General features: G+C 32.1%; 15 protein-coding genes. 7 read left to right on the top strand and 8 right to left on the bottom strand.

What is annotated here, in order from left to right; translation table 11 throughout:
* Nucleotides 1-26: 26 nt before the first annotated feature.
* Complete coding sequence (locus tag BK821_RS01225) at nt 27-572, bottom strand: TetR/AcrR family transcriptional regulator (RefSeq protein WP_046835847.1); 546 nt, start codon at nt 570-572, stop codon at nt 27-29.
* 137 nt (nt 573-709) lie between these two features.
* A complete protein-coding gene (locus BK821_RS01230) occupies nt 710-1,306 on the bottom strand; it encodes a YdeI/OmpD-associated family protein (protein ID WP_046835848.1) in 597 nt (198 codons plus the stop codon).
* Nucleotides 1,307-1,494: 188 nt separating this feature from the next.
* Here BK821_RS01230 and BK821_RS01235 point away from each other — a divergent pair, with 188 nt between their 5' ends.
* The gene (locus BK821_RS01235; protein WP_071331005.1) at nt 1,495-2,856 is read left to right on the top strand and encodes an APC family permease; all 1,362 of its coding nucleotides are present in this window, start codon (nt 1,495-1,497) and stop codon (nt 2,854-2,856) included.
* Between the two features lie 244 nt (nt 2,857-3,100).
* Here the strand turns inward: BK821_RS01235 and BK821_RS01240 are convergent, their stop codons facing one another.
* From BK821_RS01240 to BK821_RS01255, 4 genes are all read right to left on the bottom strand, one after another.
* Nucleotides 3,101-4,273 (bottom strand): MFS transporter, encoded by a 1,173-nt coding sequence (locus tag BK821_RS01240; RefSeq protein ID WP_046835850.1) that lies wholly within the window; start codon nt 4,271-4,273, stop codon nt 3,101-3,103.
* Nucleotides 4,274-4,506: 233 nt separating this feature from the next.
* A complete protein-coding gene (locus BK821_RS01245; RefSeq protein WP_071331006.1) occupies nt 4,507-5,283 on the bottom strand; it encodes an ABC transporter permease in 777 nt (258 codons plus the stop codon).
* Nucleotides 5,280-5,930, bottom strand: a complete 651-nt coding sequence (locus BK821_RS01250; RefSeq protein WP_046835852.1) for an ABC transporter ATP-binding protein — start codon at nt 5,928-5,930, stop codon at nt 5,280-5,282. The genes BK821_RS01245 and BK821_RS01250 overlap by 4 nt, the downstream gene beginning before the upstream one ends.
* A gap of 161 nt (nt 5,931-6,091) precedes the next feature.
* Nucleotides 6,092-6,871: a CPBP family intramembrane glutamic endopeptidase gene (locus BK821_RS01255; protein WP_046835853.1), complete on the bottom strand. Its 780-nt coding sequence runs from the start codon at nt 6,869-6,871 to the stop codon at nt 6,092-6,094.
* Nucleotides 6,872-7,062: 191 nt separating this feature from the next.
* Between BK821_RS01255 and BK821_RS01260 the strand changes: the two genes are divergently transcribed.
* Nucleotides 7,063-8,649 (top strand): FMN-binding glutamate synthase family protein, encoded by a 1,587-nt coding sequence (locus tag BK821_RS01260; RefSeq protein ID WP_071331007.1) that lies wholly within the window; start codon nt 7,063-7,065, stop codon nt 8,647-8,649.
* A 73-nt stretch (nt 8,650-8,722) separates the two neighbouring features.
* On the opposite strand, the gene BK821_RS01265 is transcribed toward BK821_RS01260, so the two are convergent.
* Nucleotides 8,723-9,235, bottom strand: a complete 513-nt coding sequence (locus BK821_RS01265) for a thioredoxin domain-containing protein (protein WP_046835855.1) — start codon at nt 9,233-9,235, stop codon at nt 8,723-8,725.
* Between the two features lie 209 nt (nt 9,236-9,444).
* Here BK821_RS01265 and BK821_RS01270 point away from each other — a divergent pair, with 209 nt between their 5' ends.
* The 3 genes from BK821_RS01270 (at nt 9,445) to BK821_RS01280 (ending at nt 12,895) form a co-directional block, all read left to right on the top strand.
* On the top strand, nt 9,445-10,521 hold the full coding sequence (locus BK821_RS01270) for a M42 family metallopeptidase (protein ID WP_046835856.1): 1,077 nt from the start codon (nt 9,445-9,447) through the stop codon (nt 10,519-10,521).
* Nucleotides 10,522-10,884: 363 nt separating this feature from the next.
* A complete protein-coding gene (locus tag BK821_RS01275) occupies nt 10,885-12,402 on the top strand; it encodes an NAD(P)H-binding protein (RefSeq protein ID WP_071331008.1) in 1,518 nt (505 codons plus the stop codon).
* Complete coding sequence (locus tag BK821_RS01280; protein WP_046835857.1) at nt 12,389-12,895, top strand: TspO/MBR family protein; 507 nt, start codon at nt 12,389-12,391, stop codon at nt 12,893-12,895. The genes BK821_RS01275 and BK821_RS01280 overlap by 14 nt, the downstream gene beginning before the upstream one ends.
* Before the next feature lie 64 nt (nt 12,896-12,959).
* On the opposite strand, the gene BK821_RS01285 is transcribed toward BK821_RS01280, so the two are convergent.
* A complete protein-coding gene (locus tag BK821_RS01285; RefSeq protein ID WP_046835858.1) occupies nt 12,960-13,385 on the bottom strand; it encodes a pyridoxamine 5'-phosphate oxidase family protein in 426 nt (141 codons plus the stop codon).
* Between the two features lie 108 nt (nt 13,386-13,493).
* On the opposite strand from BK821_RS01285, the gene BK821_RS01290 reads away from it, so the two are divergent.
* Nucleotides 13,494-13,862: a DUF1722 domain-containing protein gene (locus BK821_RS01290; RefSeq protein ID WP_071331009.1), complete on the top strand. Its 369-nt coding sequence runs from the start codon at nt 13,494-13,496 to the stop codon at nt 13,860-13,862.
* A 27-nt stretch (nt 13,863-13,889) separates the two neighbouring features.
* Nucleotides 13,890-15,266, top strand: a complete 1,377-nt coding sequence (locus BK821_RS01295; RefSeq protein WP_046835860.1) for a cryptochrome/photolyase family protein — start codon at nt 13,890-13,892, stop codon at nt 15,264-15,266.
* Nucleotides 15,267-15,272 lie beyond the last annotated feature (6 nt).

Here is a 15,272-nt window from a genome sequence, read left to right on the forward strand (position 1 = left end):
ATAATTCTTTTTATATTTTTATATTTTTAAGTATTTGAATTGTCTGTATAAGTTGTTAAACGATCTAACACTTGTGCTCTCATAGACTCATCAAGGGCATCTAATCCAAAGATTTCCGATAACCATAAACCATCTATCGCCAACCTTATTATCGTAGCGTCAACCTTATCAAGACCGTCATGCTCAATTTTGTTTTGCCATGTCTTATAAGTGTCTTGCAATGGTAATAATAATTGACTGTTAATACCTTGCGCTGCAAGCATCCCTGAAGTTATAGAAGCATTTTCTGAACGATGTTCCCGTGTCGCTTCAATAAATGCCCGTACCCACTTACCTTGTTCTTGTGGATCTTCTTGCACACGGTGATTCACATTACTTCTATACAATTCATCAGCATGATCAACGAGTCCTTGTACTAATGTTAATTTATTTTTAAAATGATACAGTAATCCACCTTTACTAACCCCAGCTTTCTTAGCAACCGCATCCAAAGTTAAGTATTCACTACCTTGTTCATTGACAATTGCCGCCGCTGCTTCAAGTAATTGTGTTCTCTTAGAAACTCTTGGCATGCGTACATCTCCCTTTCAATTTCCTAGTCACCTAAAAATTTATTTATTCGAGCAAACTATATATGATATAGTACCACGTTGCAACTTATCTTTTTTACCACTCGTCTATACACATTGTATTAACAAGTGTTTAACGTTTATTTATCCTTCAAGCCTTTTCCATCTAAAATATGTGTTACATACTTTTCTACGCGTTGTTCTCGTGTTGTCGATCTTTTAGCCTGTCCAATATAAAACATGTATTGCCGTTGTCTTCCTGGAGTTAACTGATTAAATGCTTCTTTCAGTTCAGGCATAGTTTCGAGTTTCGCTTGCAACTCATCTGGCATAGCATAATCTTCGGTTTGCTTCATAGGTACTTGTTTTCCAGATTGTTCTATACGTATGGCTTCGTCTAGATACCACTTAATTTCATCTTTACGTCGCTCTATTTCTTCTAAATTTTTAAATCTCAACTGTCTAGCAGCTTGTACATTTTTGGTTTGTTGAATCAATGATTCATAAGGATCATCCATAATTGCCCCTTTTTCAAATAATAAAGCACAATAATGTTTAAAATCTTGGACAATTACAACATTTTTATTTTCAAAAGTATAGCATGGATGCATCCACTTATAATCTTCGATTAATTCTGTTTTCTGAATGATTGTTCTGAGTGTTTTGAACTCCTCTTGCCATTGATTTAACCGCTCTATAAAAGCATCTACCTTTACATGGTGTTGTTGATTAGCCATTAGATATCCCACCTTTTCATTTTATTTATATTTACCCTCATTTTACTATGATTCTCTTTTATTTATCTATGTATATGAGGTAAATCCAAAATAAACAAAGTATTCCGATTAACTTACTATGAATTAATAAAATATTATGCTATGATACTTTTAATTATTTTATTACATACATTTTCAGGGGTGATTGAGTGCAACAAACAACAAATTTAAAAAAAGTATTAGGTTTAACTGATGTTATGGGGATTGCAATCGGACAAATTATAGGGGCAGGGGTCATGTCACTCACTGGCATCGGGATTCAAATGACTGGTAGCGGCATCACACCAGCATTTATTTTATCCTCAATTATAACGTTACTAACAATTTTTCCTATCGCAATTTTAGGTTCAACGTTACCTACAACAGGTGGAATGTATCAATATACAAGTCGTTTATTATCTCCAAAAATCGGAATATTTTGGTTGCTCCTTTTCATTTTCATACAAATTACATTATCTCTCTATGCACTTTCATTTGCTCAATACCTTGAAGGTTTGTTCCCTAGTATACCAATTAGAACAGCTGCATTTGTGTTATTGACACTTCTATTTATAGTGAATCTTGTAGGTGTAAAATCAGCCTCTATCGTTGGTAATTTAATGGTTATTACCTTAATCATTGCACTTTCATGCTTCATCATTTTTGGTATGCCTCATGTTAACTTTAATGTATTCACACCGGCTTCAATGTTACCTGACGGTTTCACAGGATTCTTTACTGCGGTAGGCTTAGTATCTTTTGCTACAGGTGGCGCTCAAGTTGTAGCTGAACTTGGTGGTGAAATGAAAAACCCTAAACGTGATATACCTATTGTTATAATAGTTGCGACGATTTTTGTAGGTTTACTGTACGCATTTATTGCGTCAATAGCTGTCGGCGTACTACCTATACCGGAAGTCTCTGGGAGACCATTAACAAGTGTTGCCAAAGAAGTATTACCTACACCCATTTTTATTTTCTTTATGGTAGGTGGTGCAATGTTTGCATTGGCAACCACGTTAAACTCTACATTTACATGGGTAACCAAAAGTTTACTTATAGCCATACAGGATGGTTACTTACCCAAAGCCTTAGGTAATGTAAATAAACGCTTTGGAACACCTCATTGGTTATTATTCATCTTTTATATTATAGGCGCTTTACCTATTATTTTCGGCATGTCTTTAAACGTCGTTGCTCAACTCGGTACAGGCATATCACTTATAGTCTTTGCATTTCCAGCGATTGCTGTCACACAATTGCCTAAAAAATATCCTAAAGCCTATCAGCAATCTCCATTTAACATACCGTATCCTATATTATTAATCATTGCTGTTATAGCAGTTATTGTATTAATATATCAATCCTATTTGCTCATTTCTGATTTGAAATTAATCTATATTATTGGAACTGTCACCTATATTGCACTTTCAGCATTGATCGCGCACTTTTCTAATCGTAAACTTAATTTAAAAATTAATTCAATAACTTTTAATACAGCTAAACAATCTAAAGAAACAATTAAATCTTGATTCATTATCTGCTATATACTGATTAAAAAATTAAAATAGCAAAGTGCATTAAAAAAACTTTGAAATTATAATGAAATTAGCCAAATTAAGAATTTAATAAAAAAACAAACCAAACTCTACTTTTAGCGCTTGGTTTGTTTTTGCTCTGGCATAAAAGTTTAACTTTGTTTTAAATTAAACGGGCATATCAGTTGTTTGGTATTTTTAGAAACCTTCCAAATGTTCAACTTTTGTCTATACTCTTTTATGCATGATTATATTTTGAAATATTTTTCAAACTCAATACTAAGATAAGAGCCACAATAGCAATTGCAGCAGAGAAATAAGTAGTCGCAAGTACGTTGAGGTTCGACACGACTAATCCTCCAACTATACCGCCAATACCTATACCGGCATTAAGACTGGACATATTCCAGCTCATTACTTGGCTTGTATCACCTTCGACATGTTCGATCATACCACTTTGGATAGCTGGATTAGTACTCCATTGCATAATGTTCCACATAAATATCACCAATAATAGTAAACCTGTTCCTGGCAAGAATATATTCAATATCAATAGCATGATAATAAAAATGGTTGTGGCAATCGTTAACCAACGTTTACTTGTTAATTTATCTGATAAGAAACCACCCATAGAAGTCCCTATTACACCTGCGATACCATTAATGAGTAACGCTATTGATACAAATGATAAATCATGACCTCCAGATAATATTAACGGATTAATATAAATAAATGTTACTGAATTAGCTACAAGTAATAAGAATGTGATACCTAGGAATTTCACAATTTCTGTAGGTCGTAAAATTTTAGATTTTGTACTTGAGTTTTCTCTATTATTACTCGTTTCAGTAGTCTCTTGAAACATTGGTTTAGGCACATATATAAACATTAACACGCCTACAATAAGACTGACAGCAACAATAAATAAAAAGGTATAACGCCATCCTACAAGATCGCCAATAATTGTCCCAATCGGCACACCAAATACATTGGCACCACTAAAACCAGAATAAACGATACCTATCATTTTCCCACGATGTTGAGGCGCAGTTAACAATGCTGTTAAAGCAAGAATTTTTACAACGATTAAAGCTGCCGCTGCAGATGATAATATACGGCCCAACACTAAAATTGTAAAATTCGGCGCTATTGCGATAATTACGTTGCCTACAATAAAAATCGCAAGCGCCGATAATAAAACAGGTCTTGGTGAAAAACGATTTGTCAGTTTAACTAATATAGGACCTGCAATTGCAAAAGTGATGGCATATAATGTCACCAACTGACCCACTATAGCTTCAGATACATGAAGATCATTACTCATTAAATTCATAATACCGGCTACCATCATTTCTACCATACCTACGATAAATATACTTAAAATAAAGGTTATGATACGCATAGCTGACATACTATACACTCCTTTCTCGAGTTATTTTTAAAATTTTTCATAACTCTTATATTATAAACCATACGTCAACACATTGACGCTTTATCCTTATATAAGATTAATAATTTAATTACCTTTTATTGAGAAAAATATGAACTATATAACTTAAAATATCTTGCACATAGAAACCCCCTTTAATACGACTATATTAAAGAGGGATAAATATGATTTATAACAATATCCAGATTTAATTTTCATAACTTTTTTTCTTTCAATAACTCTCGCCCTATAAGTTGATGACGTTCATTGAAAAATTGTTTATAACTTAAATAAGTTGCAATAAGCGCTGACATAATCGTCGCTGTGGTATGAATAAATACAACCATTAATTGAAATTTAACTGCATCTAATGGCGCAACGCCCCCAATGATTAAACCTGTCATCATTCCTGGTATAGATACAATGCCATAAGTCTTTACTGAGTCAATAGTTGGTACAATTGCAGTCTTTACACTATCACGAATCGTTGCTTTAGAAGAAATTTTGGGGTTTGCTCCTAATGCCAACTTCGCCTCAATCTGACTCATTTCTTTTACAAATTCTCTATCTAAATTCTGATATGCCAAATTGATTGCAATCATCCCATTACTCCCCAACATTCCAGCTACAGGTATTAGTTCATTAGGTTTAAATTGAATTGCTCCAGTTAATATAACACCTGTTAAAGGCAATGCCACACCAATAAAAATCGCAATGAATGATATCCAGAAAACATGATGCATTACAGGTGATGCCCTACCTATCGTATTCCAAGAAGCATTTATAATGATGACTAGCACAAATAAGAGTAAGATCCATTTTTGATTCACATTAAAAATAAAATGCAATAAGTATCCCAAAATCACAAGCTGGACAACAGCACGTATCGTGGCAACAAGTAAGTCTTTAATAATATGTAATTTCTCTTTATACGATACAATAATTGGAAAGAGCAACAATAATCCTGTAAGTGCTAACGCGGTTGTACTCATCGTAAATGCTCCTCCTTCTCAATTTTGCCATCAACGAGTCGAATACGCTTTTTAAAATGTCTCATACTTTGATTATTACTATGTGTAATCCACAAAACAGAAATGCCTTCTTCAGCTAATTTAAATATAATTCTTTCAATATTTTCGCTATTTTCAGTATCTAAAGCACTTGTTGCTTCGTCTAACAACAGCATTTTAGGTGTATACATCAATTGTCTAGCGATTGTAATACGTTGACGTTCTCCACCAGATAATCGCTCTACTCGAGTATTAAAATGATAATGTCCTAATCCTACTGCTTTCAATAATGATTTGGCTTTTTTTCGATCAAATTTATCACCCCTCGCAATAGATGGAAATGCTAAATTTTCACCTATGGTTCTATCAAATAAATCACTTTCTTGTAGTAAATAACTGATATCCATGCGTAATCTTTCCGGGTTAATTTGATTGTATGCTTTGCCGTTTAAATATAATTCACCTTGCGTAGGGCTAATTAGATTACTAATAAGGCGTAACAAGGTGCTCTTACCACTTCCAGAAGGCCCTATAATAGCAATTGTGTCACCTTTTTCTATCTTTAGGTTAAGATCATTAATAATGACTCGATTATCTACCTTATATGAGATATTTTCTAATTTTAACATCTTATAACCTCCTATCATTGATACGCCATTTAAATGATATCCCAAACAGATAGCGGTATTAATAAAGCATTACTATATATGCTTTATTAACATGACAAATGACTATCATTCTGATTGCTAGGATATATAAGTCTTTATAAACAACGCTCTGCGTTATACTTTTATTTAAAAACGATTGTAGCTATAAATGAAATAAAATTAATTAATGCATGTAGCGAAATAGATACCGCCAAATTCATACCACTCTTAAGATAAACAAAAACAAGACCTGTAGCGATAATGATATATCCACCAATTTCAAATGGAGAAGTTGCTCCCAATACGTGAATGCTTGCAAAGAGAATCACAGAAAGCATTGCTGCCAAACTATATGTAATTTTTTTGCCTAATTCATGAATAATTAAATGTCTAAATAATAATTCCTCAATCATAGGTGTAAGGATTACAATATCTAAAAACACTAACGGTAATAGCCACTTCTCTTTAAACATACCGTTTATTTCTTTTTGATTCTCTGTTACCCCATATTGCAATGCTTTAGGTAAAAAGGTGATTAACCATTCATATATAGGTGATAAAATAATAATGAACATATAGGTCGCTATTATAAGTAATATATATCTAGTTACATTTTTAAACCGCTTTATACCAATATAAGCAATACCCTCTTTATGATGAAAGGCATAAAAACTTAATAAAATAATGATTTCAGCAAGTAATCCACCTAAAATTGTAATCGTATTAGTTGAAATTAAAGCTTCATTTTTCATATTTAAGGTTAACATTATAATATAGAGAAAAAGAAATAACATTGTAGGAATAATAGTATAAGTAATTATATAAATAGGAATTAGCCAAAAATCTTTTTTTACAACTTTATTTTGTCGCCAAATATTCATTTCATCTGTAACATCTCTTTGTTGTTTTAATTGTTCTGTCATGTAAATAAAACACCTTTCTCAATAATATATACAATATATCACGATTTATTCTAAATATGTACATCTCATAAAATGAAAGTTTATATATTTTTATAAAAAATATAATATTAAAAGATATATTTTTTCGTTGATAGAATTGTTGTAATATTTGTTTTTTGTTGTAGTATATACATAAATAGGAGGGGTATGAAATGGCTATATTAACTGTATTGCAATTCATCGTGAACATCACTATTGTTTTATTTTTATTAAGTATGCTCATCATTGGCGTACTATTACTATTTAAAGATAAACGTCAAAAACAACATAGCGTGTTACGAAATTATCCTTTACTTGCGCGTGTACGTTACTTCGTTGAAAAAATAGGCCCAGAACTCCGACAGTATTTATTTTTGGCAGATACTGAAGGTAAGCCCTTTTCACGTAATGACTTTATTAATATTGTGATTGCAGGAAAATACAATACGCGCATGACAAGTTTTGGTACACAACAAAAATACGAAGATGGCTTTTATATTCAAAATACAATGTTTCCACTTCAAACGACTGAATTACACATCGATCAATCACCTATGATTTCAACGTTTGTATACCACATTGATAATGAACGTTTATTGGATCGTGAAGAACATCGTAATAAAACTGAAATAGATCCCTATTATTTATCTGATGAAGATGCCATAATACTCGGTAATGACCTTAAGTATCCTTTCAAATTGAAGCGGTTAGTCGGTCAATCTGGTATGAGCTACGGCGCCTTAGGTAGTCACGCTATTACTGCACTTTCAAAAGGACTGGGACGCGCTGGTACTTGGATGAATACAGGTGAAGGCGGATTGTCAAAATATCACCTTTCAGGGCATGCTGATATCATCTTTCAAATAGGCCCCGGTTACTTTGGAGTAAGAAATAAAGCAGGTGAGTTTGATTTAAAAGCATTTCTACAGCTTGCTAATAATAAAGCAGTAAAAGCATTTGAAATTAAGTTGGCGCAAGGTGCAAAAACGCGTGGTGGACACATGCAAGGCAACAAAGTTACAGAGGAAATAGCAGAAATTAGAAATGTTGAACCTTGGAAAACAATTAATTCTCCTAATCGTTTTGATAATATAGATACACCAGAAGCATTGCTCAATTGGGTAAATAATCTACAATATCATGGTCAAAAACCTGTTGGCTTTAAAATTGTCATCAGCAAAATATCTGAAGTTGAAGCGCTAGTTGATGCTATGATTCAGACTCAACAATATCCAAACTTTATTACTGTTGATGGTGGAGAAGGCGGCACAGGCGCTACCTTCCAGGAATTAGAAGATGGTGTCGGTTTACCATTATTTACTGCTTTACCTATCTTAACAGCAATACTTGAAAAATATGGAATCCGAGATCGTATTAAAATTTTCGCCTCCGGTAAACTCATAACCCCTGATAAAACTGCGATTGCACTAGGCCTTGGTGCTGATGTAATAAATGTAGCTCGTGGGATGATGATTAGTGTTGGATGTATTATGAGCCAACAATGTCATATGAATACTTGTCCTGTTGGAGTGGCAACGACTGATCCTAAGAGAGAAAAAGGTTTGAGTATAGATGAGAAAAAATATCGCGTAACTAATTTTGTTACAAGCTTGCACGAGGGATTATTTAATATAGCAGCTGCAGTGGGCGTAGAATCTCCTACAATGATATCTAAAGAACATATTATTATTAAAAAGAAAGATGGCGGCATTCAATCCGTCCAAGACTATAAATTAAAATTAATTGAATCTACTAAATAATATAAAAAGCTCTATGATATGCATCAGTACCCAACATACTGTTCGTAGTCATAGAGCTTATTTTTATAAAAAATTATGCTTCATTTATTTGTTGTACTAATTTTGATTCGATGACATTTTGTGTATCTTCTAAGGGATTAAACTCAAACTTTTCACCATTAATAAACACTGTTGGAATTCCGTTGATTCCCCTTTCAAAGGTTTCTGTATGAATTGCCAATGACCGCGCATCTGCCGAATTTCGAGGCGTTAATTTAAATTCTTGCTCCATTTTCCCTTCAATAGCAGCAAAGCTGACTTTCCATTCTCGTTGCGTATCATATAGTTTATGAATGATTTTTAATGTTTCATCTGGTTGGTGATAATCCAAATAAATATTAGCAATTGTACCTTTTAATAAACCTTGCTTTGTTTTATCAAAGTGTTTGATGACGTGTTTCACTTTTCCTTGCTCTATAAGCGGTTGCAGTGTTTTATCTGCAGCTTTAAAATAATTTTTACAATAAGGACATGCAAAGTTTATAAATGATTCTACTGTAATAGCTGCATCGTCCGAACCAAAAGTAAGATGTGTTATTTCTGTCATATAAAAATCCCTCCACTCTCCTTATATTTATATTGAAACATGGCTATTTATTTATTGCACCTTTTTAGTCTTACTTTTTAACTCGGACTTAAACTAAAGTTTGTATTTCTATATCCTAGTATTTATCAACAGCTGTGATATTCAAATTACTATATATTCAATAACTTCATGGTAAAATAAAGTTATCAAATTTTAATGGGAGGAATTATATGAACAAGTCAGTAAAATTATTAAAATCTTTAACAGATGTTGATGGTATTGCCGGACATGAAATGGACGTTAAAGCTCTAATGCATGATTATTTAGAACCAGTGAGCGATGAAATTGTAGAGGACAATTTAGGTGGCATCTTCGGTAAAAAGTCCGCAACTAATGGGACTAAAACTTTAATGGTTGCTGGCCATTTAGATGAAATAGGATTCATTGTTACTAAAATAGATAATGAAGGCTACTTAAAATTCACGCCTATTGGTGGTTGGTGGAATCAAGTCATGTTATCTCAAAAAGTAACTATTACTACTGATGACGGCAGAAAAATCAGAGGCATTATCGGTTCAAAACCACCTCATGTATTATCTCCTGAAGATCGTAAAAAAAATGTCGATATGAAAGAAATGTTTATTGATATCGGCGTTAAAAGTAAAAAAGAAGCCGAACAATACGGTATTGAGGTCGGTAATATGGTCACGCCTTATAGCGAATTTGAAACTTTAGCAAACCAAAAATATTTAACCGCTAAAGCATTTGATAATCGCTATGGTTGTGCATTAGCTGTAGATGTATTACAAAATCTCAAAAATGAAGCAATTGATGTGAACCTTGTCTCTGGAGCGAATGTACAAGAAGAAGTCGGTCTTCGTGGTGCGAAAGTTGCAGCAAATAAAGTTAAACCAGACTTAGCAATCGCAGTTGATGTTGCAGTGGCTTATGACACACCAGGTATGTCTGGTCAAGTAAGTGATACTGCACTTGGTAATGGACCTGTTGTAATTATAATGGATGCGTCAAATATCGGTCATGTTGGGTTTACCAAACATATTAAAGCCGTTGCCCAAAAACATAATATTTCAATTCAATTAGATACAACTGCTGGTGGTGGTACAGATGCGGGAAGTATACATGTAGCCAATGAGGGTACGCCAACTGTATCTATCGGCGTAGCATTACGTTATATGCATTCAAATGTTTCTGTATTACACACAGATGATTATAAAAATTCTGTCGCTTTAGTCACTGAAATTGTTAAGTCATTAAATGATGATGTTATTGATCAAATTATTTGGTAATACTTGGCATTATTCATATATAATATTTCACAGTCTAAATATACGTTTTGTCTATTATATTAGTCATTGCAATAATCTCTTACAATTTTTTGTAAGAGATTATTTTATATGCTTTATCCTCCTATAAATTCATCTCTATCTAACATTTTCTTATAGAATATATTTTAACCCTTTTATTTAAATTTAATGTATTACGTTACATGTTTCCTCCCCCTAATAAAGGGAATATTTTTATAAATAAGTGGATAATTTCAAGAAATTATCCACTTAACTTTTAATCAATTACTTATGATATTTTACTTTTCTTCATTGTTCTGAATAAGGATTGTCTTAATAAAAATATGAGGTAGAGGAGTGTGAAGTATGCCAAAAATCTTATTAACAGGTGCTTCGGGTTATATCGGCGGGCACCTTAAAGAAAACCTCCAAAAAAATCATGAAATAGTTGCTATTTCAAGAAATATAAAAAATAAAAAAAATGATAAAAATGTGACATGGAAAGCTGCAGATCTATTTGATTTAGATGAAATAAGTGAGGTAATGAAAGATGTTGATATAGCGATTTATTTGGTTCATTCGATGATGCCGTCAGCCAAGCTTACGCAAGCTAATTTTGAAGATATGGATGCTTTACTTGCAGATAATTTTGCTAGAGCTGCACAGAAAAATAGTATTAAACACATTATTTTTTTAAGTGGACTAATTCCAAATACTGACACTTTATCTCCCCATCTGAGAAGTAGATTAGAATGTGAAAAAATACTAGGTTCTTATGGAATACCTGTTAGTACACTAAGAGCTGGTCTAATTATCGGTGCCAAAGGCAGTTCCTATCCCATACTCAAAAAACTCGTTGAGCGATTACCATTACTTGTTTTACCTGCTTGGGCCTATAACATGACATTACCTGTTTCAATTAATGATGTTATCAATGGCCTCACAACTTTAGTTGACAGACAGCCTAAACAAAACGAGTCCATTGATATCGGTGGCCCTGAACATATGACGTATAAATCGTTATTCAGACGCACCTCCCGCGTACTTGAAAAAAATTTACCTATGATTGATATCCCAATCATTCCAATATGGTTAAGTAAATATTGGGTAAAAGTGATTTCTGGAACTTCAAAAGAAATGGTGTATCCTTTAATGGATAGCCTAATTCACGACATGACTAGATCACAAAAACACACCGTAAATGACATTTCAATCGGTAAAATAAATTATGAAGAAAGTGTTGAACGGGCACTAAAAGAAGAAGAAAAACAAAGCTCAAATAAAAGTGCTAATACAAAAAAACAGTTTCAAATCAAAGATGTTAGAGCAATTACACGTATAAAAGTGCCTCACGACTATACAATAAATGATGTAGCAAACGAGTATTCAGATTTTTTAAGACGCTTTACTTTTAACTTTGTTAAAAGCGAAATTAATCATAATTACTTTAAAATAAAAATACCCCTACTGAATAAATTATTATTACTATTAAAAAAAGATCATGAAGCATCTAATACTAATAGAGTCTTATATAGAATTATTGGTGGTGACTTTGCTTATTCAACGAATGGTGGTAAAGCAACGCTGGAATTTCGACGCATCTTAGATAGCGACAAAGCTTTAATTGCGTTGCAAGAATACCAACCTACATTACCATGGTTTGTTTATACTTTAACGCAAGCTAAAATTCACAAAAGCGTAATGAATATTTTCGCACGAAAAATGAATACGCTCTCAAAACCCGACTTTGCTCATACTCATAATATTAAAATTAAAAAAAAATTAATTCAAAACCTTAGTATTTCATTAGGGTTTTTCGCTATTTTAATAACATCCACAAAACTTTTACCAAAGAAAAATATACTATTGAATGTCAAACACTAAGGAGTGTGCCATTTTGTCTATAATTACTAATATATTCAGAATAACTTTACCTCTCATAGGTGGTAAATTCATAGGTGCATATGCAGTAAAAAATGCACGTGCAGATTTAAGAAAAACAAAAAAGCCACCTTTTTCACCACCTGGCTATGTATTTCCTATAGTTTGGTCTATATTATATACATGCATGGGTATTGCATATACTTTAGCAAAAAATACTCAAAATAATTCATCACACATTACAAGCGTACATTATACACAATTAGGATTGAATTATTTATGGTCCTTGTTATATTTTAAATTTAAATTACGTGGCTTGGCTTTAATAGAAAGTTATATTCTATTATTATCAGTTATTGTTATGTGTATGAAGTTTTTTAAAGCACATAAACTTAGTGGCTTAATTATGATTCCTTATGTATTATGGTCTACATTTGCGAGTTATCTGACTACTGGTAATTGGTTTTTAAATAAAGATAATCCTGATTATCACTAATTAGTCAAAATATGTAAAAACGTTCAATCTCACCGTTTCCTAAGTGAAATTGAACGTCTTTAAATTACTCAAATGTAATTGTTTGTGGTGTATCTATATTATCATCATTCATAACTTTTATTGATTTTGGCGTTATTTTTAGTACGCATAAGTCAGTATCTTCCTTAGAATCGAAAAATGTTTTATCTTGCTGTTCCCATAACCAATCAATCGTTGCTTGATCTTTAGTAATTTCCACAAGTCCATCTATTTCAAGAAAACTACGATTGTTCATTTCATCATATCCAAGTAAAACGTGAGTTCTAGGATTATCCTTAAATGCTTTAACTTTAATAGAATCTATACTCGTCTTAGTAAAGAGTGTCAATCCGTCATTGTAGAACACCATATACCTGCTACGAGGTACATTATGATGTGCAGTTGATAAGACGCCAATTTTTGATTGGCTTAATATATTATTTATGGTTGAAAGTATTTTATCATTGTTCATTTTTTAATTCACCTCTATTTAATCATTACCCTAAAAGTGAATTGTAAACACCCTATTTAAGATTACCAAGACACACTAAATTGTTTATTAGGAGATAAGGAGTTATTTATGAAAGAAAAACAAAAAACCGAACATTTATGGCGTACAGAAAAATATAATGTTCTATGGCACAATCATAAAAGTTATTTATACATACGTGAATTATTAAAAGATGACGCCTCCTATCCAGTAGTTGAGAATGAAATTAAAATAGCTTTAAAAACACCTATTACAAAATCCAATGTTATTAACGCCGCTGATCATATGTGGGGATATTTTAAAAAACGAGCATCATTTGAAGAAAAAACGCATTATTTAGAACTTAAATCTGCTTTTAAAAATGATGAAAAAGGCGAAGAAGTACTGAGACTATTTTTAAAGAAGTTAGCGCATCAATATCAAATCCAATATTTAATTGAAAGTACAATACTAAAATAGTTTAAAAGGCAAGGAGGCATTATTATTATGTATTTAGGGGTCTTACTTAATCGTGTTTTTAGAATTAACAACAATCCATTATTTGATTATGTAATACATAATCAAGATAAAATCAAAAAACTATATCTTATTATACCTTTAGAAGACCTTTCGGATGCAGGAAAAGCAAAGCAAGATTATTATGAAAGTGTAGCAAGCGGTTTTATTAACTCCTTACAGCAACATAATATTCACCCTTACATTGTCCCGTATAAAACTTTACCGACATTAGCTAATCAACTAGAGTTAAGTCATATATTAATAGGAAAAGATATAATGAGTTATCACCATGATGAATATGATTTCCCACACCTTAAATCACGTTTCAATAACTTTAATATAAAGGTGATTGGCAAACGCGTGAACCATTATTTTAAACCTTCAAGTACTTTGAATAAGCAATTACATCCTTACAAAATTTTCACAAGTTTTTACAAAACCAATAGAAAATATATTGCGAATCGTTCAAATAAAAATTATGATTTAAAGCAATTAAGTCAAATCGCAGAAAAAGGTTCGAATCAAAGTAAACTATCATTACGTTATACACAAGACTTAGAGGAAATGGCACTAAAAGATTGGCAAAATTTTTTGGATTTTGATATTTCTTCTTACAAAGATTTAACCAATGATATTTCAAACGATTATGTGAGCGGATTAAGTATTTATTTAGCTTTTGGATTAGTTGATATTCAGGAAATCATTAACGATTTGTTAAATGGTTATGATAGTGATGAAGTTAATTATGAAGCATATATAAGAGAATTAATGTTTCGCGAATTTTATTATATTTTGATGACTTACTATCCAGCAACTGCCACTCAATCGTTTAATAAAAAATACCGTACTATACAATGGTCAAATCATACTCAAAATTTTGAAGCTTGGAAAAATGGTGAAACTGGATTTCCAATTGTTGATGCTGCAATGCAAAAATTAAAGCAAACTGGTTTTATGCATAATCGTCTAAGAATGATTGTATCTCAATTTTTAACAAAAGATTTATTTATTGATTGGACCCTCGGTGAATGTTATTTCAGAAAATATTTAATTGATTATGATAATGCGTCTAATGTTCATGGGTGGCAATGGTCAGCGTCAACAGGAACAGACGCAGCACCCTATTTCAGAATGTTTAATCCTGTTCGACAAAGTGAGCGTTTCGATTTACAAGGAGATTTTATTAAGTCACGATTATCCATTTTTAAAAACATACCTAGTAAGTTCATCCATGATCCTACAAGTAATAAAGATATACTAAAAAGTGAGTATAATATAACAGTAGGCACAGATTATCCAAAAGCATTGATAGATCATAAATTGAGTAGAGATTTAGTTATCGAAACCTTTAAAAGTCTCAAATAAAATAAT

The organism is Staphylococcus sp. LCT-H4 (assembly GCF_001866145.1).
In the GTDB taxonomy this organism is placed as follows: Bacteria; Bacillota; Bacilli; order Staphylococcales; family Staphylococcaceae; genus Staphylococcus; species Staphylococcus succinus.

Coding starts and splice junctions, on each gene's coding strand:
- BK821_RS01225 (WP_046835847.1), bottom strand. CDS start 572: ATGCCAAGAGTTTCTAAGAGAACACAATTACTTGAAGCAGCGGCGGCA.
- BK821_RS01230 (WP_046835848.1), bottom strand. CDS start 1,306: ATGGCTAATCAACAACACCATGTAAAGGTAGATGCTTTTATAGAGCGG.
- BK821_RS01240 (WP_046835850.1), bottom strand. CDS start 4,273: ATGTCAGCTATGCGTATCATAACCTTTATTTTAAGTATATTTATCGTA.
- BK821_RS01245 (WP_071331006.1), bottom strand. CDS start 5,283: ATGAGTACAACCGCGTTAGCACTTACAGGATTATTGTTGCTCTTTCCA.
- BK821_RS01250 (WP_046835852.1), bottom strand. CDS start 5,930: ATGTTAAAATTAGAAAATATCTCATATAAGGTAGATAATCGAGTCATT.
- BK821_RS01255 (WP_046835853.1), bottom strand. CDS start 6,871: ATGACAGAACAATTAAAACAACAAAGAGATGTTACAGATGAAATGAAT.
- BK821_RS01260 (WP_071331007.1), top strand. CDS start 7,063: ATGGCTATATTAACTGTATTGCAATTCATCGTGAACATCACTATTGTT.
- BK821_RS01265 (WP_046835855.1), bottom strand. CDS start 9,235: ATGACAGAAATAACACATCTTACTTTTGGTTCGGACGATGCAGCTATT.
- BK821_RS01270 (WP_046835856.1), top strand. CDS start 9,445: ATGAACAAGTCAGTAAAATTATTAAAATCTTTAACAGATGTTGATGGT.
- BK821_RS01275 (WP_071331008.1), top strand. CDS start 10,885: ATGCCAAAAATCTTATTAACAGGTGCTTCGGGTTATATCGGCGGGCAC.
- BK821_RS01280 (WP_046835857.1), top strand. CDS start 12,389: ATGTCAAACACTAAGGAGTGTGCCATTTTGTCTATAATTACTAATATA.
- BK821_RS01285 (WP_046835858.1), bottom strand. CDS start 13,385: ATGAACAATGATAAAATACTTTCAACCATAAATAATATATTAAGCCAA.
- BK821_RS01290 (WP_071331009.1), top strand. CDS start 13,494: ATGAAAGAAAAACAAAAAACCGAACATTTATGGCGTACAGAAAAATAT.
- BK821_RS01295 (WP_046835860.1), top strand. CDS start 13,890: ATGTATTTAGGGGTCTTACTTAATCGTGTTTTTAGAATTAACAACAAT.